Genomic DNA, 24,037 nt, shown 5'->3' on the forward strand with positions numbered 1-24,037 from the left:
ATGTCGCGGTTCGTGATCGACCAGCGCGCCCGGCGCGCGATCGCCCGGTTCAACGCGGTGATGCAGCCCGAGCTCGATCGGCTGCGGAAGCGCTGTGCCGGTGCGCCGGTCGACGAGGTGCGCGCCGAACTCGCGAAGGTGTGGGGCGCCAACGCGGGCAAGGCGCTGCCCGAGCCGTATCTGACGACCTGGGCGACGTCTCTCAGCAACGGCCAGCGCGTCGTTCTCTCATGATCCTTCAGGATCATGAGAGTCAGCGGACGAACAGGGTGACACCCTCCCGGCGGGGGACCAGTTCGCCGATCACCGGGTAGCCGGGCACCTCGCCGGCGACCAGCAGCCCGCCCGAGGTCTGCGCGTCGGCCAGCAGCAGCAGTTCGTCCTCGGCCACGCCGTCCGCGCTCAGGTACGGGCGTACCCAGTCGAGGTTGCGGCGGGTCCCGCCGCTGACGTACCCGGCGTCGAGGGCGTCCCGCGCGCCGTCGAGGTACGGCACCGCCGTGCTGTCGATCACCGCGGTCACCCCGCTCGCCCGGGCCAGCTTGTGCAGGTGGCCCAGCAGGCCGAACCCGGTCACGTCGGTGGCGCAGACAGCACCCGCCTTTGCGGCGGCCGCGGCGGCGGCCCGGTTGAGTGTGGTCATGGCGGCGACCGCGGGCGCGGACACCTCGCCGGTCGCCTTGTGCCGGCTGTTGAGCACCCCGATGCCGAGCGGCTTGGTCAGCGTCAGGGGCAGCCCCGGCGAGCCGGCGTCGTTGCGCATGAGCCGGTCCGGGTCGGCCACCCCGGTGACGGCCATGCCGTACTTGGGCTCGGGGTCGTCCACGCTGTGGCCCCCGGCCACGTGACAGCCGGCCTCCCGCGCCACGTCCAGACCCCCGCGCAGCACCTCGGCGGCCAGCTCCAGCGGGAGGACCTCGCGCGGCCACGCGAGCAGGTTGACGGCGACGACCGGGGTGCCGCCCATGGCGTACACATCGGACAGTGCGTTGGCGGCGGCGATGCGACCCCAGTCGTAGGCGTCGTCGACGACCGGGGTGAAGAAGTCGGCCGTCGCGACGATCGCCGTACCGTTCGCGATCCGTACCACCGCGGCGTCGTCTCCGTCGTCGAGCCCGACGAGGAGCTCACCGGGCCCGTCCGGCGGAGTGTCGCCGACGAGGCCGGCGACGACGGCCTCCAACTCGCCGGGCGGGATCTTGCAGGCACAGCCGCCACCGTGGGCGTACTGGGTCAGGCGCATGGCTCTCACTCTCGCACGTCGGATGTCGGCAAGGGGAGTTCGGGTGGGTGGTCGGCGACACCGGGAACGTGGACTGAAGCGGCCGAGGTGCGGTTTCGTCGCCTCCGGCCAGCAGCGAATCCGCACGCCACGATCGGTGCATGACCCGTACAATCTGCGGCGTCGGCGCGGTATCCGCGACCTTTGATGGTCGGTAACACCATCGTGCTGATTGCCATGGGTGGGTCCACGCTCACTCAGCAACCGGGGGAGCGCCAGCATGTCACCATGGGACGGACGCGACGACCTGAAGCTGGCCAGTCTGGACGGTCTGGGGGACTCGGAGGCGCTGCGCGCTGAGGCCGAGCAGGCAGTGCGCGCGGCCGGAGGCGACGTCTCGCCACCCCGGTACCAGGAGGGAGCCGACGCGTCGGACTCGGTCCGGGTGACCGTCGATGGTCGAGGCGAGTTGGAAAGCGTCGACATCAGCCGCCACTGGCGGGACCGGTTGGCGGTTGGCGGCCTCGCCGGTGCCCTCTTCGAGGCGTACACCGCCGCGTTGACCAAGGCGGTGAGCGCCCTCGGGCTGGCGGCGATGACGGGCGACCATGCACTGGCCGGGCAGCCATCCAGGGCCGACGGTAACGAAGACTGGCCGCGGCCCGACCCGGAGGTCGACGAGGAGCGTTGGCTGGCCGCGAGTTGGGCGATGCTCGACGAGATCCACGCCGAACTGCGCCGATTGACGGCTCTGGAGGCCGACAGCGCCGCCGCCGCGCACCGCGACACCACCCTGTCCAGTCCTCGCGGCTGTTTCACGGTACGGCTGCGGGGCCGCGACATCGTCGAGATCACGGGTGATATCTCGCGTATCGCCATGGCTGAGGCCGAACAACTTCGCCTGGACGCGCTGGCCGTGTTGCGTGCCGCGCAGAGCGGCCACTGACCCGAGGGGATCGCACAGCATGTCCGAAGAAGTCAAAGTCATCACCGAGTCGGTGCGGGACGAGGCCAAGAAATGGCGAAGCCTCGCCGATCAGATGGAACCCGTCAAGCAGGCTGTGCACGATATGTCCCTAGCCCCCGAGGCCTTCTTCATCGGCGATGCCAACATCCTCGAACACCACAGCGCCTACTGCAGCTACCGGGAGTTCATGGAGAAGGCCCTCACCGGCGCGGTCGTCGAGTTCGAGCAGATCGGCCGTGCGCTCGACAAGATCGCCGACGCGTACGACAACGCGGACAATGTCGTCACGCTCGATCTCAATAAGATTTACAGCGCGTAGTCATTCGCGCCAATCCTTCGGAGGATCATCGACGATGGCATCGGACGCCGAGTTCACCGCCCTTTTCAACCAGTCTTTCGATGAAATCGGCAACGCTGTGAAGAAGGCCGTCGACGCCTTCAACAGGGTCGTCGACCAGTCCAACCACTATCGCTGGATGCTGGGGGCGGCGGCCTTCTGGGTCAAGAACCAACTCGACAAGGCCCACCACGCGCTCGACGAGATCCTCAAGATCGTAAAGCACGCGGCCGACCACCAGATCCCGGTCCTTTCGCTCATCCGGACGAGTTTCCACTGGGTCGGCCAGGTCAAGTCGCCGGTCTCGGCGATGTCCATGCCGGCCAGCGACCCGGCCAACGAAAACCTCGCGAACTGGACCGGCCCCGCGGCCAACGCCTACCGGGACAAGGCCGCCAAGCAGCGGGCCGCGATCGACGACGTCGCCGTCAAGGCCGAGTTCATCAGTGGCTGGCTGTACAAGATCGCCGCGACGAACGTTGACTTCGCGGTGCAGCTGGCAAAGGTCATCACCAAGCTCGCCGGCAAGTTCGTCCAGGCCGCCGCCGACGCGGCCTCCGTCTTCGGCATCATCGAGGCCGTCAACGCGCTCGCCAGCATGGCGGGAACCATCTTCGAAGAGACCCTCAACATCGTTGTCACCGTCGGTCAGCGCTTCGTGCAGGCGCTGGGCAATGTACGGGACATCGCGACGCAGGTCGGCGACCACTCGAAGCTGTCGTCGCAGGGATGGCCCCAGGCGGTCCGCAACTAGCGCCACGGTGGCGTCGTGTGGTGGTCAGGACCGGGGCACGGCGCTCAGCGTTGCCTTGACAATTGCCTGGCACGTGGCCGCCAGCGTCGCCTTGGGTGTGAATTCGTTGCCACCCACCGCCAGCCAGACCTTGACGACCAGGTTGCCGCTGCGTGCATGCATCAGGTACTCGGAGTACTTGTATCCCGGCTGCGACTGCTTGGAGAACGCCTCGGCTTCGTCACCGAGACCCATGATCGGGCCCTCGGGCGACATGACCGTCACCGCGGCCTTGGAGCGGAAGAGACGCTGAGCTTCCTCTATCGACGGCGGCGTGGACGCCTCCACCAACAGGGTTGCTTTGTGTCCGTCGGCGGTGTGCATGCTGAACTGGCACGCATCGCCAGCCCCGGACGTGGGCTGCTTCGCCTCCGCGCGATCCACGGTGAGTGACAGGGTGGCCAGCTGAGCCGAATCGGTCTTGGTGCATACGTCCAGCCCTATGGCGTTGTACGTCGGCCCGGCGCTGGCGGAGGCCGAGGTCGTACCCGTCGGCACCGAGGGTGGGGAGTCGGCGGTCGACTGCGGCAGCGGCTGCCTGCCACCCGAGCAGCCCGCGACCACGACAGCGCCGACCAGGACAGCGAGTGCCGCGACGGCGCGCCGACGATACGACAGGCGCCGGTACCGGCCCGACACACCGTGCCCAGACAGCGGAATCACACCGTGAGGGTACCGATTCCGCGCCACCCCGCGGCCGCCCCATCGGGGCGCCACGACATCAGCCGACGTCGACTACGGTGACCGCATGGCCTTCCATGGAACCCCCGAGACGGTCAACTGGAGCCGCCATGTAGCCGCCGACGCGGTCATTGCCGGCGCCTTCGACCCACGTAGCTACCCGTACCGGCTGCTCAGTGTCGTCACCGAGGACGGCAGCGCCGTCCAGCGAATGACAGCGGTCCTCGGAGCCGCCGACCGGCTCGAGACAGCAAGGCTGGGAACTCGTCGGCGTGACGGAGATCGGCCCCGGTCGTGCCGTCTTCGGGGTCCTGCGCCGCCGGTAGACGTTCGGACGTCATCCGCGACCCCGCGACCGTCACAGCGCGATGTCGAGAGCGCCGCTGACGTGTTCCATGCGCAGCCGGCACACCATTTCGCCTTCGACGGCGCTCCGCTCGCCGCGCGCGTCGACCAGGAACCAGATCGGCGCGAGGTGCGGCACGCCGACCATCCGAACCTTGCCGGTACCTTCTGGTGACCGCACCGTCGAAGTCCTCGCCCTTGGCGACGGCCCGGGGGTTCCGTGGAGTCGGCTCGTGGCGGTGCTTGTTGCTCATGGGGGGACGGTCCGTGCGTCGTGGAGGACGTCCGCCAGCCTGCGGGTCCGAGGAGCGCGGCTACCGACGAACACTGAAAGACCGTGGGAGTGATCCACTCCCGTGTGGGTATGACGTCGTTGATCTTGGTAGGCTGGACGACGTTGGCTTCCTTGCCTGCGGTGTTTTCGCAGGTCAGAGGCTTTGGGAGGCGTTCGGGCGGCTGGTGCCCCCCACGGTCTTCAAAACCGATGTGACCCGGGATCCGGGTCAGGCGGGTTCGATTCCCGTCCGCCTCCGCCACCAGCACGTCGCCCCGTAGACCTGCCGGGACGTAGATCAACGGGGCGTCCTGAAAGATCAGCGCCCTCGATGCACTTGGCGTAGACCTTGAGGTGTCCGGCCGGTAGGGGTCACTTCACCTGGCGGCGACCTTGCACCCGCCTCACTGGGTGCGTCCCATTCGGGGCGCAGCCACGTCGCTCAACGGAGTCTGGTCGTTGTCGCTACAGTGCACGCACGGCGGTCGGTCGAACCACGGGAACCGGCGGTATGCCCTACATGAACGCCGAGGCGTGGTCGGTGGCCCACTGGTGAAAGGGTCGTGCCGGCGCTCGGAGGATGTCGGAGATCGAAGAAGTCACGTAGGCCGGGCGCCCCATCGTCGCGTCCCAGGCGGCCAGTAGCATGTCCACGACCGGGCGCGGCCAGGTGGCCGCCGTCTCGCGCCGGAACTCGTCGGGTGACAGCTCCTCGAATGCGATGTCGCGGCCGATGGCGGTACCGATGATGCGAACCTGTTCGGCCTGACTCAATGATTCGGGGCCGGTGAGGACGTAGTCGCCTCCGGCGTAGCCTTCGTCGGCGAGCACACGGGCAGCCACCGCCGCGACGTCGCGGTCGTCGACGGGCGCGGTCTCGGCTGCGCCGTAGGGCCAGCGGACCGGGTGTCCGCTTCGGATCGTCGGGGCCCACCAGTTGAGCGTGTTCGAGGCGAACATTCCCGGCCGGATAACCGTCGACAGCATCCCGGCGTCGGCGATCAGCTGCTCGATGTCCGCGTGGAGCTTGGCCATGGGGTTGGGTTGCTGGAAGAACGGATGCGGCGTGCGGTGAGGCGCGGACAGAAACACGACGCGCCGCACGCGGCGGGCGATTCGCTCGATAACGGCGGGAGCGGTGGCGAAAGGCAGTGTCCACACAAGGAACACCGCTCCCACGTCGCGCAACCCCTCCTCGAGTGAGTCGGGAACAGTAAAGTCGCCCCCGACGACCTCCACTGCCGCGGGGAAAGACGCCTTCTCTGGCCGGCGCGTGAGCGCACGCGTGGGCACACCCGCGTCCAGTAAGTAATCAACCACCATCCGGCCGACGCGGCCGGTGCTGCCGGTGACCAGGACAGGACCCAGCTCGGCTCGCATCATGCCGCCTCCCGTGGAACACGGTAAAGAGATCACGATTCTAGGCCGCCGCAGCGAGGCTGGGCGCAGGACCTGGGGCGCCCGTGGGTGCGGTCCGCGCATCAGGGGCGCCGCCTGCGTCCCTCCGGCGAGTTGGACGAGGCCGGCAACCCCGTCCCAGTGCGTCGCCACCACCCGGAGGAGCCCCGGCGCACCCGCCCGCGCCGCTTCGCGCTATGACCAGCCGCCGCGGGTCAGGACAGCATCGTGCGTAGGGCGTGCACCGAACCGGTACGGATGATGGTGTCGGTGTCGCAGCGGCCGAGCACGGAAAGTCGGACCGTCGCGCCGGTCACAACCGCGACGCATATATACCCCCTAGGGGTATGGTGTAGCGGTCACCGACGAACGGGAGGCCGCCATGGACCACGCCGCGCACCACCCGGCACGGGCCGTCGCGACCTGGGCGATGGCCGCCCAGGCGACGCTGCACTGCCTCACCGGCTGCGCCATCGGTGAGGTCGCCGGAATGGTCATCGGTACCGCGCTGGGTCTGCACAACGCCGCGATCGTCGTACTGTCCGTGGTGCTGGCCTTCGTGTTCGGCTACGCGCTCACCATGCGCGGGGTGCTCCGCGCCGGGGTGGGTCTCAAGACCGCTTTCACCGTCGCGCTGGCCGCCGACACGGTCTCCATCGCCATCATGGAGGTTCTCGACAACGCGGTGATGATCGCCGTTCCCGGCGCGATGGACGCCGGACTCACCAGCCTGTTGTTCTGGGGCTCGCTGGCGTTCTCCTTCGTCGTGGCGTTCGTGCTCACCACCCCGGTCAACAAGTGGCTGATCGGCCGCGGTCGCGGACACGCCGTCGTCCACGCGTACCACGCCCACCACTGAACGGGGCGCCCGATCGGGTCAGGTGTCTGTGGCGTTGTCGCGGATGCGCGTCGAGATCGCCGTGAGTGTGTCGATCTCCTCCGGGCTGAGCAGGTCGACGAAGTGGCGGCGGACGGTCTCGACGTGCCCGGGCGCGGCCGTCTCGACGGCTCGCCTCCCGGCCGGCGTCAACGTGATCAGCGTGCCGCGCGCGTCGCTGGGGCACTCGCGTCGGGTGAGCAGCCCCCGCTGCTCCATGCGGCGAAGCTGGTGGGACAGCCGGCTGCGATCCCAGCCGACATGGTTGGCGAGGTCACGTGCGCGCAGCCCGTCGCCGGGCGCCTCGGAGAGCGGTACCAGCAGGTCGTAGTCCGCAGTGGACAGCCCGGCGTCGGCCAACTGGCGCTCGATCGCCTTGTCCAGGTGGCGGCGCATCTCGTAGAACGCGCGCCACATGCGCGCCTCGCCGTCGTCCAACCACCTCGTCCCGGCCACGGTGATGATCCTACCGGAGTGAATGCTGACACGTCAGCATCATCGTGCTAGTTTGTTGATACGTCAGCAACACGTCCGTCGGGCGGCCCAGCCGTCCAGCAGGAAGGCCGCGCATCATGGGTACTCCGACAATCGCCCCGGGCCGCACCGTGTCGCGGGTGACGACCAAGCAGCACTTCGGCCCGGACGCCCAGGTCGACGACAAGGCCCTGGTCATCGCCCCGGTCGACCCGTCGCTGACCGACCCGTTCCTGCTGCTGTCGGAGGACTGGTTCTCCGAGCCGGGGTTCGAGTGGCACCCGCACCGCGGCCTGGAGACGGTCACCACCGTGCTCGACGGCGTCCTCGAACACGGCGACAACCTCGGCAACGCCGGCGCGCTGCAGGCTGGTGACGTGCAGTGGATGACGGCCGGGCGCGGCATCATCCACCGGGAGCTGGCGTTCCGCAACGAGCACGCGCACACGCTTCAGCTGTGGCTGAACCTGCCCGCCCGTTCCAAGCTGGCCGACACCCGCTACCAGGACGTACTCGCGGTCAACCGGCCGCGGCTGACGCTGCCGGGTGTGGTGATCGACGTCGTCTCCGGCACGATCGCCGGCGTCACCGGTCCGGCGCTCAACCACTGGCCGGTGCAGGGTGCGATCGTCACCCTCGACCCCGGAGCGTCCACCGGGTACCCGCTGCCGGCCAACCATCGGGCCTTCGTCTACGTCGTGTCCGGAGAGGTCGGCATCGCCGGCCGGACCGTACGGGCCGGGCAGACCGCATGGTCTGACCCGAGCGGCGTCGCCGCGACGGACAGCCTCCTGCAGTTGGCCGCCGCCGACCGCGACGGGCAGAGCAGGGTGATGGTCTACAGTGGCCAGCCGATCGGCGAGCCGGTCGCCATGGGCGGCCCGTTCGTGATGAACAAGCGCACCGAGATCACCCAGGCGTTCGCCGACTTCCACGCCGGCAAGTTCGGTGACGTGCCCCGCCAGGCGCGGCTGAAGTACGACCGCTGAGACGGCGGCGTCAGGCCGGCGGGGGCATGTTGGCGGCGATCTCCAGGGCGGTGGTGATCAGGGAGTGCGCCCGAGCGGTGATCGCGGCGAGCAGGCCGTGCGCCTCGGGGCCGGCGCTGTGCGCGACCTCCTGCAGGCTCTGTAGATCCTGACCGAGCTTGGTGAGCAGGCCGGCGACGGCGTCGCCGCTCGGTTCCCGCTGCATCGCGGCGGCGATGTCGTGCAGGCTGACGCCGTGGGCTTCCAGTTGGCGGATGACGGCGATGCGGTCGACCGCGTCGGGGGAGTAGAGGCGGTAGTTGCCGCCGGTGCGGCCGGCCGGGCTGAGCAGGCCCAGGGTGGTGTAGAAGTCCACGGTCCGGGCGCTCACGTCGGCGCGGGTCGCCAGTTCGCCGATGCGGAGCAGTTCGTCGGACATCAGGCACCCCCTTGGCTACAGCATTGCACCCTAAACCATACAGTCGCACGTGCTACTGTTGTTGCGTGACCAGCTCACCTGACAGCGAAGGCTGTAGTACCCCGCCGGGTGACGCCCGGCTGCGGATTCCATCGAGGCCGGCAGTGGTCGGCACGGTGAAGGCCGAGGACGGTGTCCCGGCATGTTGATCATCGTGGGTCTTGCCCTGATCGTCGCGTTGACGGCGGCGACGGGCTACTTCGTGGCCCAGGAGTTCGCCTACGTCGCGGTCGACCGCGCCAAGCTTCAGCAACTGGCCGACGGCGGCGACGAGCCGGCGCTGCGGGCGCTGCGGGTGTCCGGTCGGCTGTCGTTCATGCTCTCCGGCGCGCAGCTGGGGATCACCGTGACGGCGCTGCTGGTCGGCTTCGTCGCCGAGCCGTACCTGGGCGCCGGGCTCGCCGGCCTCCTCGACACCGCCGGAGTACCGACGGCCGTGAGCCTTCCGCTCTCGGTGGCGGCGGCGCTGCTGTTCGCCACGGTGGTACAGATGGTGCTGGGCGAACTGGCCCCCAAGAACCTGGCGATCGCCAGGCCCGAGGCCCTCGCGCGGGCGCTGAGCCGCTCGACGCTGGCGTACCTGGCGGTCGCCGGCCCGCTCATCCGGCTGTTCGACGCCGCCGCCACCCGGCTGCTGCGCCGCGTCGGTGTGGAGCCCGTGGAGGAGCTTCCGGCCGGAGCCACCGCCGAGGAGCTGGAGCGCATCGTCGCCGACGCGCGCGCCGACGGCCACCTGGACGACGAAACGTCCCGACTGCTGGCCCGCGGGCTGGAGTTCCGGCAGCGTACCGCCGGGCAGGTGATGACCCCGCGGGTCGACGTGCGGACCGTGCGCGCCACCGAGCCGGCCACCCGGGTGGTGGAGCTGCTCGACACCGGCCACTCGCGGTTCCCGGTCCTGGGCGACGACGGCGTGGACGACATCGTCGGCGTCGTCGGGGTCAGCGACATCCTCGCCCTGTCGCCGTCCGAGCGCGCCGGTATCCCCGTCGCAGCGGTGACGACGCCTGCCCTGCTGCTGCCCGAGACGCTGCCGCTGCCGGCTGTCCTCGATCGGCTGCGCGGCGAGCACCGGCAACTGGCGTGCGTCCTCGACGAGTACGGCGCGTTCGCCGGCGTGATCACGCTCGAGGACGTCGCCGAGGAGCTCGTCGGGCAGATCCTCGACGAGGACGACCACGCCGAGCCCGGTGCGCTGCGGCGCCCGGACGGGTCATGGCTGGTCCCCGGCCGCTGGCGGGTCGACGAGGTCGTCGACGCCACCGGCGTACCGCTACCCGAGGGCGAGCACTACGACACCGTCGCCGGCCTGATCATGACCCGACTGGGACGCGTGCCTCAACCCGGTGACCGGGTCGGGATCACGCTGCCCGGGGTGTCCGACGAGGTCGCCCTGGAGGTCGTGACGGTCGCCCGCCACGTGCCGGCCTCGGTCGCGGTGGCCGTGACCAAGCACGCCAGTACGGCGGTGGCGGCATGAGTACCACCTGGGCGTTGACCATCTCGCTGGTGCTGCTGGCCGCCAACGGCTTCTTCGTGGCCGCCGAGTTCGCGCTGGTGGCCAGCAAGCGCCACCGCCTCGAACAGGCGGCCGAGCACGGCAGCCGGGCCGCCGTGGCCGCGCTGGCCGGCAGCCGGGAGCTGTCGCTGATGCTCGCCGGGGCGCAGTTGGGCATCACGCTGTGCTCACTAGGGCTCGGCGCGCTCGCCGAGCCGGCGATCGCGCACCTGCTCGACCCGGTCCTGACCGCGGCCGGCCTGCCGGCCGAGCTCAGCTACGCGGTCGCGTTCGTGGTCGCCCTGGCGCTGGTGGTGTTCTGCCACATGGTGGTGGGGGAGATGGCGCCGAAGTCGTGGGCGATCAGCGACCCGGAGCGCTCCGCCCTGCTGCTGGCCCTGCCGTTCCGGGCCTTCGCCCGGCTGGCCCGTCCCGTGCTGTCCGTCCTCAACGGCGCGGCGAACCTCGCCCTGCGGGCGGTACGGGTCGACCCCGTCGACACGGTGGCCCAGGCGCACGGACCGGACGAGCTGCGGATGCTGCTCGAGCAGTCCCGTGAGCACGGGCTCCTGCCGGCCGGCGAGCAGCGCCTGCTGACCCGGCTGCTCCAGTTGCAGAACACGACGCTTCGCCAGGTGATGGCGCCGCGTGGGCAGATCGTCGCGGTTGGAGGCGACGCCGATGCGCGCCGGGTGGAGCGGGTCAGCCGGGACACCGGCCGGTCCCGCCTCGCCGTCACCGACGACGGCGGCCGCATCGTCGGTCAGGTACACGTCCGCGACGCCGTGCGCGCCACCACCGCCGGGCGGCCCGCCCGCGCCGGCGACCTGATGACCACCCCGTACACCCTCGCTGCCGACACGACCGTGCCGTCCGCGGTCACCGCCATGCGCCAGCACCGCGCCCAGGTCGCCTTCGTCACCGAGGGTGGGCGGGTCGTCGGCCTGGTGGCGCTGGAGGACCTGTTGGAGGAGGTCATCGGCGAGTTCGATGACGAGACCGACCGCACCCGGGTGACCACCGCCCGGGCTGCGAGGAAGTGAGGTAACCATGCACCGCCACTACAACGGGCTGAAGACAGCCATGCTGCTCGGCCTGCTGACCGCGTTGATCATCGCCGCCGGCTACTGGATCGGCGGCAGCGCCGGACTGGTCATCGCCGTGCTGCTGTCCCTGGCGATGAACGCCGGCACCTACTTCTGGTCGGACAAGCTCGCGCTGCGCTCGATGGCCGCCCAGCCGGTCACCGAGGCGCAGGCGCCCGAGCTGTACGCGATGGTGCGCGAGCTGGCCACCACGGCCGGCCAGCCGATGCCGCGCCTGTACGTCAGCCCGACCCCGCAGCCGAACGCGTTCGCCACCGGCCGCAACCCGGCCAACGCGGCGGTGTGCGTCACCGAGGGCATCCTCGGCCTGCTCACACCCCGTGAGCTGCGCGCGGTGCTCGGCCACGAACTGTCGCATGTGTACAACCGCGACATCCTCATCTCCAGCGTCGCCGCCGCGCTTGCCGGCATCATCACCGCGGTGGCGAACCTCGCCCTGTTCCTGCCGTTCACCTCCGACGACGAGGACGGCCCCAACCCGCTGGCGGTCATCGCGATGCTCATCCTCGGCCCGCTCGCCGCCGGGCTGATCCAGTTCGCCATCAGCCGCAGCCGCGAGTTCCAGGCCGACGCGGACGGCGCTCGCCTCTCCGGCGACCCGCTCGGCCTCGCCAGCGCGTTGGACAAGATCGAGCACGGGGCGCGGCTGGTACCTCTGCCGGCCGATTCCCAGCACGCCTCACACGCCCACCTGATGATCGCCAACCCGCTGGCCGGTGGCGGTCTGGCCGCGTTGTTCCGCACCCATCCGCCGACCGCGGACCGGATCCGCCGCCTGCACCAGATGGCGACCGAGCCCACCGTCTCGCACTGAGTGGGCGCCTGTACGTACCTTCCCTTGGCCTGGTCTCGTGACCCAGTTAGGAGATGTTGGTGGTATTCAAGAAGATGCTCGGCGCGCTCGGCGTCGGTGGCCCGTCGGTCGACACGGTGCTCACCGACCCGTACACCCGTCCCGGTGGCATGCTTCAGGGGCAGGTCCACCTGGAGGGTGGCAAGAGCGACGTCGACATCGAGCACGTCGCCGTCGGTCTGGTCACCCGGGTCGAGACGGAGAGCGGTGACCACGAGTACAACAGCACCGTGGAGTTCCACCGCGTACCGGTGACCGGCCCGCTGCGCCTGGCCGCCGGTGCCCGGCAGTCGATCCCGTTCCAGTTCCCCGTGCCGTGGGAAACCCCGATCACCGACGTGTACGGCCAGCGCCTGCACGGCATGACGATGGGCCTGCGTACCGAGGTCGCGGTCGCCCGCGCGGTCGACAAGGGCGACCTCGACCCCGTCTTCGTGCAGCCCCTACCCGCCCAGGAGGCCGTCCTGGAGGCGATGGGCCGGCTCGGCTTCCGGTTCCGGTCGGCGGACCTGGAGCGCGGGTACATCCGGGGCGTGCAGCAGAGCCTGCCGTTCTACCAGGAGATCGAGTTCTGGGCGGCGCCGCAGTACTCCCACGCCCTCAACCAGCTTGAGCTGACCTTCGTGGCCAACCCGCACGCCCTCGACGTGATCATCGAGGTCGACAAGCGCGGTGGGCTGTTCACCGCCGGTCGCGACGTGTTCCACCACCTGCGCGTCGAGCACGCGAACGCCGACCGTACCGACTGGGCCGAGCAGATCGACGGCTGGCTGCGGCAGGCCGTGGTCTCCCGCAGCGGCGGCCACTTCGGCACGCCGCAGGGGTACGGCCACGGGTACGGTCCCGGCAAGTCGGGCCACGGGCACGGGCACCGCGGCATGGGCGCCGGGGCGGTCGTCGGCGGCATCGCCGCCGGCATGGTCGGCGGCTACATCGCCAGCGAGATGATGGACGAGGTCTTCGACGGCGGCGACATGGACTTCGGCGGCGACTTCTAGTCACCTCGGTGGCCCCGCCCCGCTCCGCTGGTGCGGACGGGGCGGGGCCACCGTCGTTCAGTCCGGTTCGGGCCCGGGTGACCGGGTGAGGCCGGTGAGCCGGCACAGGGCGGCGAACCCGTCGTCGCTGCCGGGCCAGTGCGCGCGGACCGCGTCGATCCCGGCCCGGCGGACCGTGCTGCGCAGCACGAGGGTCACGACGATGGCGTCGTCGGCATAGCCGAGAACCGGGATGAAGTCCGGGATGACGTCGATCGGGATGGCCAGGTACGCCATCAGCAGGGCCAACCGGAGCCGTACGTCACGCGGCAGGTGGCGGTCGGCGGTGAGCCGGCGCAGCAGCCGCAGCAGGTCCGGCAGCAGCCGCATCGCCTCGCCGAGCAGTGAGCCCTTCGGTCTGGCGATGAGCAGCGCGACGACCAGCGCGGCCCAGGCGAGCACCAGCGCGACCGCAACCCCGAGCAGGGTCTGCCACCACCAGGCCATGTCTTACGAGGCGCCGAGGGAGCGGACCTGTACCCGCTCGCGCTGATTCGTCATGACACGAGCTTGACATCCTCCCCGCCGTGAACGACGGGGATTCCCGTGGTTGCTCGCCAGAGTTAGTCGGCGAGGCCACGGACGGGTTCCTGCTTCACCGGGGTCTGCTGCGGCTAGCCGCGGTCTCATAACCCCTCCACAGGCGTTTAACGTCTCCGCAACCGGCGCGAGGCCGGTGGTCTGCCCTGCGGCGACAAGAATGTTCGTGGCAGCGTTGTAGTCCCGATCCAAGGTGGTTCCGCAGCCGGCGCAGGTCCATACCCGCACGCTCAGCGGCTTCGGACCGTCCAACCGGCCGCACACCCCGCACGACTGCGACGTGTACGCCGGATCCACCGCGAGCACGCTCCGGCCGTACTCGGCGGCCTTGACGGTCAGGACCCGCAGAAACTGGCCCCAACCCGCATCGTGCACGGAGCGGCGCAACCCTGCACCTCGGCGGCCTTTCGCGCCGGAGCGAGCCAGGCCGCGCACGTTCAATGCCTCTACGGTGATCGTTTGGTTTTCACTAACCAGCCGGAGAGCGAGGTTGTGCGCGTGGTCGAGCCGGGCCTCCCGCACCTTGCGGTGGGCTGCTGTTACCTTCGCCCGAGCCTTGGCCCGGTTCTTACTGTCCTTCTCCTTCCGCGCGAGAGCGCGCTGATGATGAGCGAGCCGCCGCTGGGCGGCCCGCAGAAACCTCGGGTTGGCGATCTTGTCGCGTGTGCCGTCCGTGGCGACCACGGCCGCGAAGTCGACCAAACCAAGGTCCAACGCGACGTGCCGGCTCGATTCGGGCAGCGGCTGCTTGGCTGGGGTCTCGACGACGAACGAGACGTAGTACCGACCGTCAGCCTCACCGACCACGGTCACGCTCGACGGGTTCGACGGCAGTCGGCGAGAAAGCCGGAACATGACCTCACCAGGCACACCCGGCAGGGTCAGCAGCGCCCGCTCCCGATTCACGACCCGGATCTTGAACCGGGAGTTACGCGTGTATCGCACAGCCTGCCGGGCGTTCTTCTTGCTCTTGAACCTGGGCTTACCGACGAACCGGCCCTTGCCGCCGTTGGCTTTGCGGTTCTTGGCCGCCTGGAAGAAGTTGCGGTAGGCACGGTCCGCGTCGGCGAGGGCCTGCTGCAACACGACCGCCGACACCTCACCCAACCAGGCCCGCTCCGGGGTCTTCTTCGCTTCAGTCAAGCGCTGGGACAGTTCGGCGAGTTTCGGGTACGTCAGGCCATTCGCATGGGCGGTCTCGCGGGCGTGGAGCGCGTCATTGTAGACGACCCGCGCACACCCGAACGCTCGCGCGAGGGCAGGCTCCTGTGCGGGCGTCGGGTACGCCCGGTACTGGAACCTCTTGGTCGTCATGAGATCAGTATCGACCAGGGGTACGACACTTCTCGATCTCCATGCTTGGACGATGGACGTCTGTCCGCCGTGACCGCGAACAGGCTTTTCCTTGCCCCGCTACACGGGACAGTCCGCTTCACCCCCGGCCTGAAGGCCGCAGCACTGCGGACAAACCCGGTAGCGACGAATCGTCAGCCGAGAGCCCCGGCGGGTCGGCCGACCCGCCGGGGCTCTCGTGAATACCGCTGTCAGGCCGGGAATCCGACCGAGTGGGTGTCCATGAACTCGCGGATGCCCTCGATGCCCATCTCCCGGCCCATGCCGCTCTGGTTGAAGCCACCGAACGGCGCCCGCTCGTCGAGGTGCGCGGCACCGTGCGAGTTGACGAACGTGTACCCGGTCCGCAGCTGGGCGGCGACCGCGGCGGCGCGGTCGAGGTCCTGCGTCCAGACCGACGAGCACAGACCCGACCAGGTGTCGTTGGCGCGGGCGATCGCGTCGTTGTCGTCGTCGAACGGCAGGATCGGCAGGGTCGGGCCGAACTGCTCCTCGACCACCACGCGGGCGTCGTCGGCGGGGTCGAGCACCAGCGACGGGCGGATGAAGTTGCCTCCGAGGTCGGGCAGCTCGCCGAACTCGCGCACCTCGGCGCCGGTCTGGCGGGCGTGGTCGACGAGCTCCTGGACGTACTCGAGCTGGCGCCGGCTGTGCAGCGGGCCCATGGTGACGCCCTCGTCGAGGCCGTGCCCGAGGCGGGTGGCGGCGGCGATCGCGGACAGCCCCTCCACCACTTCCTCATACCGCGACCGGTGCACGTAGAGCCGCTTCGAGGCCATGCAGATCTGGCCGGTGGAGTCGAACGTGCCGGTGAACAGCCGCTGCATCGCCTCGGGGCCGAGGTCGGCGTCGGCCAGGACGATCGCCGGGTCGTTGCCGCCGAGCTCCAGCGCCACCCGGGTCAGGGACGCGGCCGCCATCTCCATGATCCGCTTGCCGCCGCCGACGCTGCCGGTGAAGCAGACCTTCCGTACCCGGTCGTCCTGGATCAGCACGGGGCCGACCTCGGCATCGGTACCGGTGACGACGTTGAGCACGCCCGGCGGGAGCGCCTCGGCCACCAGTTGCACCGTGCGGACGGTGGCCAGCGGCGCGGTGGGTGGCGGCTTCACCACGACGGTGTTGCCGGCCAGCAGCGCCTGGGGCAGCGAGGCGGCCAGGATCGCCAGCGGCCAGTTGAACGGGACGATGATCGTCACCACGCCCAGCGGCAGGTAGGAGACCTCGGTCCGGTACGGCGGGCCCGCCAGCCGGCTCACGTGGTCCAGCTCGTCGGTCAGGCCGACCGCCAGGTTGAAGCGGTGCTCGAAGACGATGGAGTCGATGAAGGACTCCATCCGGATCTTGCCGTTCTCGCGGGTCAGGACCTCCGCCGTCGCGGGGCGGTCGGCCTCCAGCGGTGCGATCGCCTTGGTCAGCAGTGCCGCCCGCTCCTGCGGGGTGCGCGCCGCCCACTCCGGGAAGGCCCGGTGCGCGGCGGCCACCGCGGCCTCGGCCTGCTTGCTGCTCGCGGCGGCCGCGTACCCGACGACGGACACCCCGTCGGCCGGATCGATGACCCGCAGCGTGTCGTCGGACGTGTGCACGGCGCCGTCGATGAAGAGGTCGGTCCTGATCTCGGGCAACTGGTCGAGGGACACCATGTGGCCTCGCTCCTCTCGGTCGTCGCAGAGCCATGCAACGGCCGCGACTGTGTGTTGGGTCACCGTAGACCGGTCGCGGGGTGACCTCCCGAGTCATCGGACCCGTACCGGCAGGTTCACTCCGGAGACCGGCGACGCGACATCTGACGTAGTACGGCCGTCGACCGACGTTCACCCGACCGGGTGACGGCATCGCGGACCTGGCCGAAAGGGGCGTTGACCTGCGATTGGCGCCGGTGATGCGACAGATGACGTAGACCGTCCGGTACAAGCGACGCGGCCCGGTCGGGTCGGTGGGCTCGGGCGCGGTGACCGCTGACCAGCTTGTATCCCTATAGCCGTGAGACCGGCATCACACCCCGCCCCGGCTACATATACCAGCCGGCCTCCTGAGGAGAAAAGACGCGTGGCCTTACCCGCAACCGCCGATAAGTCGCGGACGAAGCGCATCTTCGCCGCGAGCTTCATCGGTACCGCGATCGAGTGGTACGACTACTACATCTTCGGCACCGCCGCCGCGCTGGCGTTCGGCAGCCTGTTCTACCCCAAGTTCTCGCCGGTCGCCGGCACGCTGGCGGCCTTCGCGACCTTCGCGGTCGGCTTCGTCGCCCGCCCGCTGGGCGCCGCGATCATCGGGCACTTCGGTGACCGGATCGGCCGCAAGTCGATGCTGATCCTCACGCTGCTGATGACCGGTGGCGCCACGTTCGCCATCGGCCTGCTGCCCACGTACGCGGCCATCGGCGTCGGGGCGCCCGTGCTGCTGGTGGCGCTCCGCCTGATCCAGGGCTTCGGTGTGGGCGGTGAGTGGGGCGGTGCGGTCCTGATCGCCACCGAGCACGCCTCACCGAGGCGCCGCGCGGTCTACGGCAGCTTCGCCCAGCTCGGCCTCCCCGCCGGCGTGCTGCTGTCCAACCTCGCCTTCCTCGCTGTGTCGGGAATGTCGAATGAGGACTTCCTCAGCTACGGCTGGCGCATCCCCTTCATCATCAGCATCGTCCTGGTCGTCGTCGGCTTCATGATCCGCTCCAAGCTGGAGGACGCGCCCGAGTTCCAGGCGGTCAAGCAGGACAAGGCGACCAGCAAGGTTCCCGTCGCCGACCTCGTGCGCCGGCAGTCGGGCACGCTCCTGCTGGCCAGCCTGGCCTCCATCGCCCCGCCCGCGGTCGGCTACACGGTCATCGCGTACATGCTGAACTACGGCACCACGGTGGTGGGCTTCAGCCGGTCCACGCTGCTCACGCTGATCCTGCTGTCGACCGCCGCGTGGGGCGCCACGATCGTGGGCGCCGCGGTGCTCGCGGACCGGTTCGGCTCCAAGAAGGTGTACCTGTTCGGCGCGCTGACCGCGGTGATCTGGCCGTGGCCCATGTTCGAGATGGTCAACACCAAGAGCACCGGCCTGGCGCTGATCGCCTTCATGGTGGCCGCGATCGTGCAGGGCCTCATGGCCGGCGCCCAGGGCGGCCTGTTCACCGACATCTTCGAGGTGCGCACCCGGTATAGCGGTATCTCCATCTCCTACCAGCTGGGCGGCATGATCGGCGGGGCGATCACCCCGTTGGTGGCGACCGCGCTGTTCGGCGCCTACAAGTCCTCCACGCCGATCGCGCTCTACGTGTCCGCGCTGGCACTGGTGAGCCTGCTCGCCGCCCTCGGGCTGCGCAACCAGGCCAAGGCCCGCGAGGCCGCAGCGGGCGCGGCCCAGCCGGTCGACGGCGGGGTTCCCGCGACGGAGCCGGCGCGGTGACGTGAGCTCGCAGCCACTCCGCTCGGTGTGCCGCCGGGGTTCGACCCCCCGGCGGCGCACCGAGCCGCTGCAACACCGGTACCGGTCGGGGGGCGGGTGGATATGATTCGCGCCGAACGCGGGCTTTACGGTGGTTCCGGGCCTAGCGACCAGGCAGAGGTGTGCAGCAACGTGAAATGCCGTGTCGACGAACCGTCCGTGCCGGGTCTCGGCGCCGACTCCGTGCTGCGCGCCCTCGTGGCCGTGTCCGCCGACGGCCTGGCGCTGCTCGACCGGCACGGCCGCTTCACCGTGCTCAACGCCGCCGCCCTCGACGTGCTGGGACTGCCCGCCGACGACCTCATCGGGCACCCGGCCCCGTTCCCGCTGGGCGACGCCGACCTCGCCGGGCTGCGCGACCACCGCCGCCGCACCGTGTGGCTGACCCCGGACGGGCGCCGGCGCGACCTGGAGTACCGGCTCGTCCCCCTGGCCGGCGGTGCCTACGCGGCCTGGTTCAGCGACGTGACCAACGTCCTGCGGCAGCAGGAGCGGCTCACCGCCATCACCCGCGCCGCCTCCAGCGTCGCGGACGCCGGTTCGCTGCGGGGGACCCTGGACGCCGTGGCGAACGAGATCGTGATGACCGCGAACATCGCCGCCGTCCAGATCCTGGCGATCGACAACCCCTCCGACGAACTGCGGGTACTGGGCATGGCCGGCTTCGGGGACGCCGCCGACTTCGTCCAGCGGCTGTCCGCCTGCCGGCGGCTGGGCGCCCGCGTCCGCTTCATGGACGCCATCCAGACCCGCGAACCGGTCGTGGTCCTCAACCGGAAGCCCGCCATCCTGGCCGACCCGACCTGGGCGCCGCTGCACGAGATCATGGACTACCCGAACTGGGACAGCTTCGCCTCCATGCCCCTGATCGTGCGCGGCCGGACCATCGGCGTCATCAACGCGTACTACGTACCGGGGGACGACCCGGGCCCCAGCTCGCTGGCCTTCCTCGAGGCGATGGCCGACCACGCCGCCATCGCGATCGACATCGCGGCGCACCTGGCCCGTACCCGCTCCCAGGCCCAGTCGGACGAGCGCCGCCGGCTGGCCCGGGACCTGCACGACTCGGTCGTACAGCAGTTGTTCTCGATGCGCATGCAGGCCGAGGCGCTGCGCAGCCAGGTCGACAACGCCGACGCCGACCCGGCGCGGATGCGCAGCCGGGCGCAGGAGCTGGCCGACCTGTCCCGGACCGCGCTGGCCGACCTGCGCGGGCTGGTCTTCGAGCTGCACCCGCTGGAGCTTGCCGAGCTGGGCCTGGTGGAGGCCGTCCGGGCCCACGCGGCGAGCCTGCAGGCGCGTACCGCCCTGGTGGTCGACGTCCAGGCGCCCGAGGAGCTGGACTTCGACCTGGCGATCGAGATCCAGGAGGACCTGTACCGCATCGTCCAGGAGGCCCTGCACAACGTCGTCAAGCACGCCCGGGCCTCCACCGTGGCGGTCCGCTTCGCCCTGGCCGACCGCGTGCTGTCCATCGACGTCACCGACGACGGCTGCGGCCCGGAGCCCGGCCCGGAGCGGGCTGCGCCCACCCGGGCGCCACGGGCCACGCTCGGGCTGGTATCCATGCGGGAACGGGCGGAGCGGTGGGGCGGCCAGTTGTACGCCGGCCCGCACCCGACCGGCGGCTGGACCGTTAAGGTCACGGTGCCGGCAGCGGCCTGGCACAACCAGCCAGTGGAGGAGACGACGAGCAGGTGAGCACCGACCGACCTCAGGACGAGGTCATCCGGGTGATGGTGGTCGACGATCACGCCATCGTCCGCCGCGGACTGCTCGCCTACGCCGATACGATCCCGTTCCTGCACGTGGTCGGCGAGGCGGCCGACGGCGAGCAGGCGGTCGCCCTCCTCCGGCAGTGGCATACCACGGGGGACCCCATGCCCGACGTGGTGCTGATGGACCTGCGGATGCCCCGGATGGACGGCGTGGCGGCGACCGAGGTGATCACCCGGGCCCATCCGGACGTGAAGGTCGTCGTGCTCACCAGCTTCGGCGAGGTGGAGCGGGTGCATGCCGCGCTGGCTGCCGGAGCGGCCGGGTACCTGCTCAAGGACGCCGATCCGAACGAGGTGGCCACCGCCATCCGGGCCGCGGCGGCCGGCGAGGTCCACCTGGACTCGGCCGTCGCCCGCCAGCTCACGAAGCGGATCGCGGCCCCGCAGGTCGGGCTGGCGTCCCTGACGGCGCGGGAGCGGGAGATCCTGGTCCTGGTCGCCCGGGGGAAGTCCAACCGGGAGATCGCCGACACCCTGGTCATCAGCGAGCGTACGGCCCGCACGCACGTCAGCAACGTCCTGACCAAGCTCCAGCTCGCCTCGCGGACGCAGGCCGCGCTTCTGGCCATCAGGGAAGGGCTCATCCCGCCGACCTGACCGGCGGCGGCGCGGGACCCGGTGACGGGACCGCGACGGATGACGTAGGCGATCCCCGCCGCAACGGTTGTCCACGAGCTGACATCGGGCCGATCCCTGCCCCTTGCGTACTTCGTACGTTGTGTGTGACGGCGGTCATGTGTGATCGCCCTCGCCTACCGGTAACCACCCAGGGAGGTCCCGCGCCGTGACATCCACCGTTTTCGACGCATCCGCCCCCGCGGCCCGCACCAGTTCCGACTTCGAGGCCGAAGTCGTGGTCGTGGAGCGCCGCGACGAGGCGGATGGGGTCGTCGGTGTGGAGCTCGCCCTCCCGGGCGGGTCGGACCTGCCGTCCTGGACGCCGGGCGCACACATCGACGTCGAGCTGCCGGGCGGGCTGACCCGCCAGTACTCGCTCTGCGGCGACCCCGCCGACACCAGCCGCTGGCGCATCGGCGTCCTCCGCGAAATCGACGGGCGCGGTGGCTCCCGGTGGATCGCCGAGGAGCTGACCGTCGGGACGAGCCTGCGCATCCGCGGCCCCCGCAACAACTTCCCGCTGCACCCCGCGGCGCGGTACGTCTTCGTGGCCGGCGGCATCGGCATCACCCCGCTGGTGCCGATGGTGCGCGCGGCCGAGGCGGCCGGCGCCGACTGGGTACTGCACTACGGCGGTCGTACCCGCGCCTCCATGGCCTTCCTGGGTGAGCTGGCCGGCTACGGCGACCGGGTCCGGGTCCACCCGCAGGACGAGACCGGCCTGCTCGACCTCGACGCGATCCTGGGCGCGCCCGCCGAGGGCACCCTGGTCTACTGCTGCGGCCCGACCGCGCTGCTGGACGTGGTGGCGGAGCGCTGCCGCGAGTGGCCGGCCGGCTCGCTGCACGTCGAGCGGTTCACCGCCGCCCCGGCCGTCGTCGACGGCGAGGATACCGGGTTCGAGGTGGTCTGCGAACGCTCCGGCCTGACCGTCGCGGTACCGCCGGAGCTGAGCATCCTCGAGGCGGTGGAGAATGCCGGGGTCAACGTCCTGTCGTCGTGCACCGAGGGCATCTGCGGCACCTGCGAGACCCCGGTACTCGAGGGGGAGCCCGACCACCGCGACTCGCTGCTCACCGAGGACGAGCGGGCCGCCAACGACACGATGATGATCTGCGTCTCCCGCTGCCGGGGCGCCCGCCTCGTCCTCGACCTCTAGACCGTCCGCCCACCACTACCTGGAAGGCCGCATGAGCCAGCACGTGATCGTACGGACCAAGCGGCGGCCCGACCCCGAGGCCGTGAGCGTTCTCGGCCGCGTCGGTGTCGCCACCGCGCACGAGGCGATGGGCCGTCGTGGCCTGACCCACCCGGTGCTGCGGCCGATCTACCCGGGTGCGCGCATCGCCGGGCGCGCCGTGACCGTACTCAGCCAGCCCGGCGACAACCTGATGATCCACGCCTGCATCGAGCAGTGCGGCCCCGGTGACATCCTCGTCGTCACCACCACCTCGCCGTCGACCGACGGCATGTTCGGTGAGCTGTTCGCCACCCAGCTCGCCGCCCGCGGCGTCCTCGGCCTGATCATCGACGCCGGTGTCCGCGACGTCGCCGACCTGACCGCGATGGGCTTCCCCGTGTGGTCGCGCGCCGTCTCCGCCCAGGGCACCGTCAAGGCAACCCCCGGCTCGGTGAACGTGCCGGTCGTCCTCGCGGGCGCGCAGGTACGGCCGGGCGACGTGATCGTCGCCGACGACGACGGCGTGCTCGTCGTCCCGCTCCCGGACGCCCCTGGCGTGGCGGAGAAGTCGCTCGCCCGCGAGGCCGCGGAGCAGGAGAAGCGCGAGAAGTTCCAGGCCGGCGTCCTCGGCCTCGACGTCTACGGCATGCGGGAGAAGCTCGCTGCCCTGGGCGTCACCTACGTCGACGAGCCGGCGGACGACGCCGAGCCCGGCAACCTCTGAGGAGAACTGTCATGGCAGCGAACCCCATCGTCATGAACGGCTGGTACATCGGCGCGTGGTCCGACGAGGTCAGCCGTACGCTGATGCAGCGGTGGATCGCCAATCGGCCGGTGTGCTTCTATCGCCTCTCCGACGGTAGCGTGAACGCCATCGAGGACCGCTGTCCCCACCGCCGCTACCCGCTGTCGCTGGGCCGGCTGGAGGACGACGTCATCACCTGCAATTACCACGGGTACCAGATCGACGGCTCCGGTACCTGCGTCGGGGTCGCCGAGCAGCCCGACGTCCCGAAGGCCTCGGTGCACCGGTTCCCGGTCGTCGAGCGGTACGGCATCGTCTGGATCTGGCCCGGTGACCCGGAGCAGGCCAACCCGGACGACATCCCCGACGTCTCGTGGCTGACCGACGAGAACTGGACCCACGTGCACGGGGTCGTGCCGCTGAAGGCCCGCCAGGTGCTCCTGGTCGAGAACCTGCTGGACCTGACCCACGAGACGTTCCTGCACCCGAGCAGCATCGGCAACGCCGCCGTCGCGTCCACCCCGATCGACGTGACCAGCGAGGGCAACAAGGTCTCGTTCATCCGGCACATGATCGGGATCGAGGCGCCGCCGTTCTACCGCTCGTCGATGGGCGTGACGACCGACATCGACCGCTGGCAGGACGGCGACTTCTACGCCCCCGGCATCTTCATCCTCAACATCCGGATCGCCCCGACCGGCACCGAGGAGCCCGAGGGCTTCCACATGAAGGTCATCTACGGCATGACCCCGGCGACGGACACCGAGACGCACGACTTCTTCGCCCTGGGCCGCGACTACAAGATCGACGACGCCGAGCTGTCGGCGTTCCAGCTCAAGCAGCAGCTGGCAGTCATGAAGGAGGACGTCGACGCCCTGGAGATCCAGGAGGTCATGGTCGCGACCGACCCGGGCATGCTCGAGTCGTCGATCCGCTCCGACGTGGCGGGCATCCGTGGCCGCCGCCTGCTGGAGCGGATGGCCAAGGCGGAGGCGGCGGCCGCCGCGCCGGCGCGGCCGCGGGCGGCGGTGGCGGGCGCATGAGCGAGCGAAGCGAGCGAATCATGGGCTCAGCGCACCTCGT

The 24,037-nt window shown here is 70.3% G+C and carries 25 protein-coding genes and 1 tRNA gene; 17 read left to right on the forward strand and 9 right to left on the reverse strand.

What is annotated here, in order from left to right; genetic code table 11:
• Positions 1 to 234, forward strand: a complete 234-nt coding sequence (locus Pme01_RS13055; RefSeq protein WP_168117582.1) for a hypothetical protein — start codon at positions 1 to 3, stop codon at positions 232 to 234.
• A gap of 19 nt (positions 235 to 253) precedes the next feature.
• Here the strand turns inward: Pme01_RS13055 and selD are convergent, their stop codons facing one another.
• Positions 254 to 1,243 (reverse strand): selenide, water dikinase SelD, encoded by a 990-nt coding sequence (gene selD / locus Pme01_RS13060; protein WP_203935595.1) that lies wholly within the window; start codon positions 1,241 to 1,243, stop codon positions 254 to 256.
• A gap of 259 nt (positions 1,244 to 1,502) precedes the next feature.
• Between selD and Pme01_RS13065 the strand changes: the two genes are divergently transcribed.
• From Pme01_RS13065 to Pme01_RS13075, 3 genes are read left to right on the forward strand one after another with little or no spacing between them, the layout of a single operon-like run.
• Positions 1,503 to 2,168 carry a hypothetical protein gene (locus Pme01_RS13065; RefSeq protein ID WP_168115659.1) on the forward strand — a complete coding sequence of 222 codons (666 nt, stop codon included), beginning with the start codon at positions 1,503 to 1,505 and terminating at the stop codon, positions 2,166 to 2,168.
• Between the two features lie 19 nt (positions 2,169 to 2,187).
• Positions 2,188 to 2,508: a hypothetical protein gene (locus tag Pme01_RS13070; protein ID WP_168115660.1), complete on the forward strand. Its 321-nt coding sequence runs from the start codon at positions 2,188 to 2,190 to the stop codon at positions 2,506 to 2,508.
• Entirely contained in the window at positions 2,468 to 3,280 is an 813-nt protein-coding gene (locus tag Pme01_RS13075) for a hypothetical protein (RefSeq protein WP_239088202.1), read from the forward strand. Before Pme01_RS13070 ends, Pme01_RS13075 begins: the two co-directional genes overlap by 41 nt.
• 24 nt (positions 3,281 to 3,304) lie before the next feature.
• On the opposite strand, the gene Pme01_RS13080 is transcribed toward Pme01_RS13075, so the two are convergent.
• Together Pme01_RS13080 and Pme01_RS13085 are read right to left on the reverse strand one after the other, a co-directional pair.
• Complete coding sequence (locus tag Pme01_RS13080; RefSeq protein ID WP_168115661.1) at positions 3,305 to 3,958, reverse strand: hypothetical protein; 654 nt, start codon at positions 3,956 to 3,958, stop codon at positions 3,305 to 3,307.
• A 400-nt stretch (positions 3,959 to 4,358) separates the two neighbouring features.
• The gene (locus Pme01_RS13085) at positions 4,359 to 4,526 is read right to left on the reverse strand and encodes a hypothetical protein (protein WP_168115662.1); all 168 of its coding nucleotides are present in this window, start codon (positions 4,524 to 4,526) and stop codon (positions 4,359 to 4,361) included.
• A gap of 259 nt (positions 4,527 to 4,785) precedes the next feature.
• On the opposite strand from Pme01_RS13085, the gene Pme01_RS13090 reads away from it, so the two are divergent.
• A tRNA-Sec gene (locus tag Pme01_RS13090) sits at positions 4,786 to 4,881 on the forward strand.
• Between the two features lie 254 nt (positions 4,882 to 5,135).
• Here Pme01_RS13090 and Pme01_RS13095 read toward each other — a convergent pair.
• Positions 5,136 to 6,002 (reverse strand): NAD(P)H-binding protein, encoded by an 867-nt coding sequence (locus Pme01_RS13095; RefSeq protein ID WP_168115663.1) that lies wholly within the window; start codon positions 6,000 to 6,002, stop codon positions 5,136 to 5,138.
• A gap of 397 nt (positions 6,003 to 6,399) precedes the next feature.
• On the opposite strand from Pme01_RS13095, the gene Pme01_RS13100 reads away from it, so the two are divergent.
• On the forward strand, positions 6,400 to 6,876 hold the full coding sequence (locus tag Pme01_RS13100; protein WP_168115664.1) for a DUF4396 domain-containing protein: 477 nt from the start codon (positions 6,400 to 6,402) through the stop codon (positions 6,874 to 6,876).
• Positions 6,877 to 6,894: 18 nt separating this feature from the next.
• Here the strand turns inward: Pme01_RS13100 and Pme01_RS13105 are convergent, their stop codons facing one another.
• Complete coding sequence (locus tag Pme01_RS13105) at positions 6,895 to 7,350, reverse strand: MarR family winged helix-turn-helix transcriptional regulator (protein ID WP_168115665.1); 456 nt, start codon at positions 7,348 to 7,350, stop codon at positions 6,895 to 6,897.
• A gap of 158 nt (positions 7,351 to 7,508) precedes the next feature.
• Here Pme01_RS13105 and Pme01_RS13110 point away from each other — a divergent pair, with 158 nt between their 5' ends.
• Positions 7,509 to 8,357, forward strand: a complete 849-nt coding sequence (locus tag Pme01_RS13110) for a pirin family protein (protein ID WP_203935596.1) — start codon at positions 7,509 to 7,511, stop codon at positions 8,355 to 8,357.
• 10 nt (positions 8,358 to 8,367) lie between these two features.
• On the opposite strand, the gene Pme01_RS13115 is transcribed toward Pme01_RS13110, so the two are convergent.
• On the reverse strand, positions 8,368 to 8,775 hold the full coding sequence (locus Pme01_RS13115; RefSeq protein ID WP_168115667.1) for a MerR family transcriptional regulator: 408 nt from the start codon (positions 8,773 to 8,775) through the stop codon (positions 8,368 to 8,370).
• A gap of 181 nt (positions 8,776 to 8,956) precedes the next feature.
• Here Pme01_RS13115 and Pme01_RS13120 point away from each other — a divergent pair, with 181 nt between their 5' ends.
• The 4 genes from Pme01_RS13120 to Pme01_RS13135 are packed head-to-tail and all read left to right on the forward strand — an operon-like array spanning position 8,957 to position 13,269.
• Positions 8,957 to 10,294 (forward strand): hemolysin family protein, encoded by a 1,338-nt coding sequence (locus tag Pme01_RS13120; protein WP_168115668.1) that lies wholly within the window; start codon positions 8,957 to 8,959, stop codon positions 10,292 to 10,294.
• Positions 10,291 to 11,355, forward strand: a complete 1,065-nt coding sequence (locus tag Pme01_RS13125; protein WP_168115669.1) for a hemolysin family protein — start codon at positions 10,291 to 10,293, stop codon at positions 11,353 to 11,355. The genes Pme01_RS13120 and Pme01_RS13125 overlap by 4 nt, the downstream gene beginning before the upstream one ends.
• Positions 11,356 to 11,362: 7 nt before the next feature.
• Complete coding sequence (gene htpX, locus Pme01_RS13130) at positions 11,363 to 12,232, forward strand: zinc metalloprotease HtpX (RefSeq protein WP_168115670.1); 870 nt, start codon at positions 11,363 to 11,365, stop codon at positions 12,230 to 12,232.
• A 53-nt stretch (positions 12,233 to 12,285) separates the two neighbouring features.
• Positions 12,286 to 13,269, forward strand: a complete 984-nt coding sequence (locus tag Pme01_RS13135) for a sporulation protein (protein WP_168115671.1) — start codon at positions 12,286 to 12,288, stop codon at positions 13,267 to 13,269.
• A 57-nt stretch (positions 13,270 to 13,326) separates the two neighbouring features.
• On the opposite strand, the gene Pme01_RS13140 is transcribed toward Pme01_RS13135, so the two are convergent.
• From Pme01_RS13140 to Pme01_RS13150, 3 genes are all read right to left on the reverse strand, one after another.
• Positions 13,327 to 13,755, reverse strand: a complete 429-nt coding sequence (locus tag Pme01_RS13140; RefSeq protein ID WP_168115672.1) for a YkvA family protein — start codon at positions 13,753 to 13,755, stop codon at positions 13,327 to 13,329.
• Positions 13,756 to 13,758: 3 nt separating this feature from the next.
• Positions 13,759 to 15,162: an RNA-guided endonuclease InsQ/TnpB family protein gene (locus Pme01_RS13145; protein ID WP_203935597.1), complete on the reverse strand. Its 1,404-nt coding sequence runs from the start codon at positions 15,160 to 15,162 to the stop codon at positions 13,759 to 13,761.
• Between the two features lie 230 nt (positions 15,163 to 15,392).
• Positions 15,393 to 16,844: an aldehyde dehydrogenase family protein gene (locus Pme01_RS13150; RefSeq protein ID WP_168115673.1), complete on the reverse strand. Its 1,452-nt coding sequence runs from the start codon at positions 16,842 to 16,844 to the stop codon at positions 15,393 to 15,395.
• A gap of 406 nt (positions 16,845 to 17,250) precedes the next feature.
• Here Pme01_RS13150 and Pme01_RS13155 point away from each other — a divergent pair, with 406 nt between their 5' ends.
• The 6 genes from Pme01_RS13155 to Pme01_RS13180 all read left to right on the forward strand — a co-directional run bounded on the left by Pme01_RS13155 (position 17,251) and on the right by Pme01_RS13180 (position 23,997).
• A complete protein-coding gene (locus Pme01_RS13155) occupies positions 17,251 to 18,594 on the forward strand; it encodes an MFS transporter (protein ID WP_168115674.1) in 1,344 nt (447 codons plus the stop codon).
• A 171-nt stretch (positions 18,595 to 18,765) separates the two neighbouring features.
• Positions 18,766 to 20,334, forward strand: coding sequence for a sensor histidine kinase (locus Pme01_RS13160; protein WP_168115675.1), 1,569 nt, complete (start codon positions 18,766 to 18,768; stop codon positions 20,332 to 20,334).
• Positions 20,331 to 21,008 carry a response regulator transcription factor gene (locus Pme01_RS13165; RefSeq protein ID WP_239088203.1) on the forward strand — a complete coding sequence of 226 codons (678 nt, stop codon included), beginning with the start codon at positions 20,331 to 20,333 and terminating at the stop codon, positions 21,006 to 21,008. The genes Pme01_RS13160 and Pme01_RS13165 overlap by 4 nt, the downstream gene beginning before the upstream one ends.
• A gap of 187 nt (positions 21,009 to 21,195) precedes the next feature.
• Entirely contained in the window at positions 21,196 to 22,188 is a 993-nt protein-coding gene (locus Pme01_RS13170; protein WP_168115676.1) for a PDR/VanB family oxidoreductase, read from the forward strand.
• Positions 22,189 to 22,219: 31 nt separating this feature from the next.
• A complete protein-coding gene (locus tag Pme01_RS13175) occupies positions 22,220 to 22,933 on the forward strand; it encodes a 4-carboxy-4-hydroxy-2-oxoadipate aldolase/oxaloacetate decarboxylase (protein ID WP_168115677.1) in 714 nt (237 codons plus the stop codon).
• Positions 22,934 to 22,944: 11 nt separating this feature from the next.
• Entirely contained in the window at positions 22,945 to 23,997 is a 1,053-nt protein-coding gene (locus tag Pme01_RS13180) for a Rieske 2Fe-2S domain-containing protein (protein ID WP_168115678.1), read from the forward strand.
• Positions 23,998 to 24,037: the final 40 nt, after the last annotated feature.

The sequence above is a fragment of the Planosporangium mesophilum genome, assembly GCF_016863255.1.
In the GTDB taxonomy this organism is placed as follows: domain Bacteria; phylum Actinomycetota; class Actinomycetes; order Mycobacteriales; family Micromonosporaceae; genus Planosporangium; species Planosporangium mesophilum.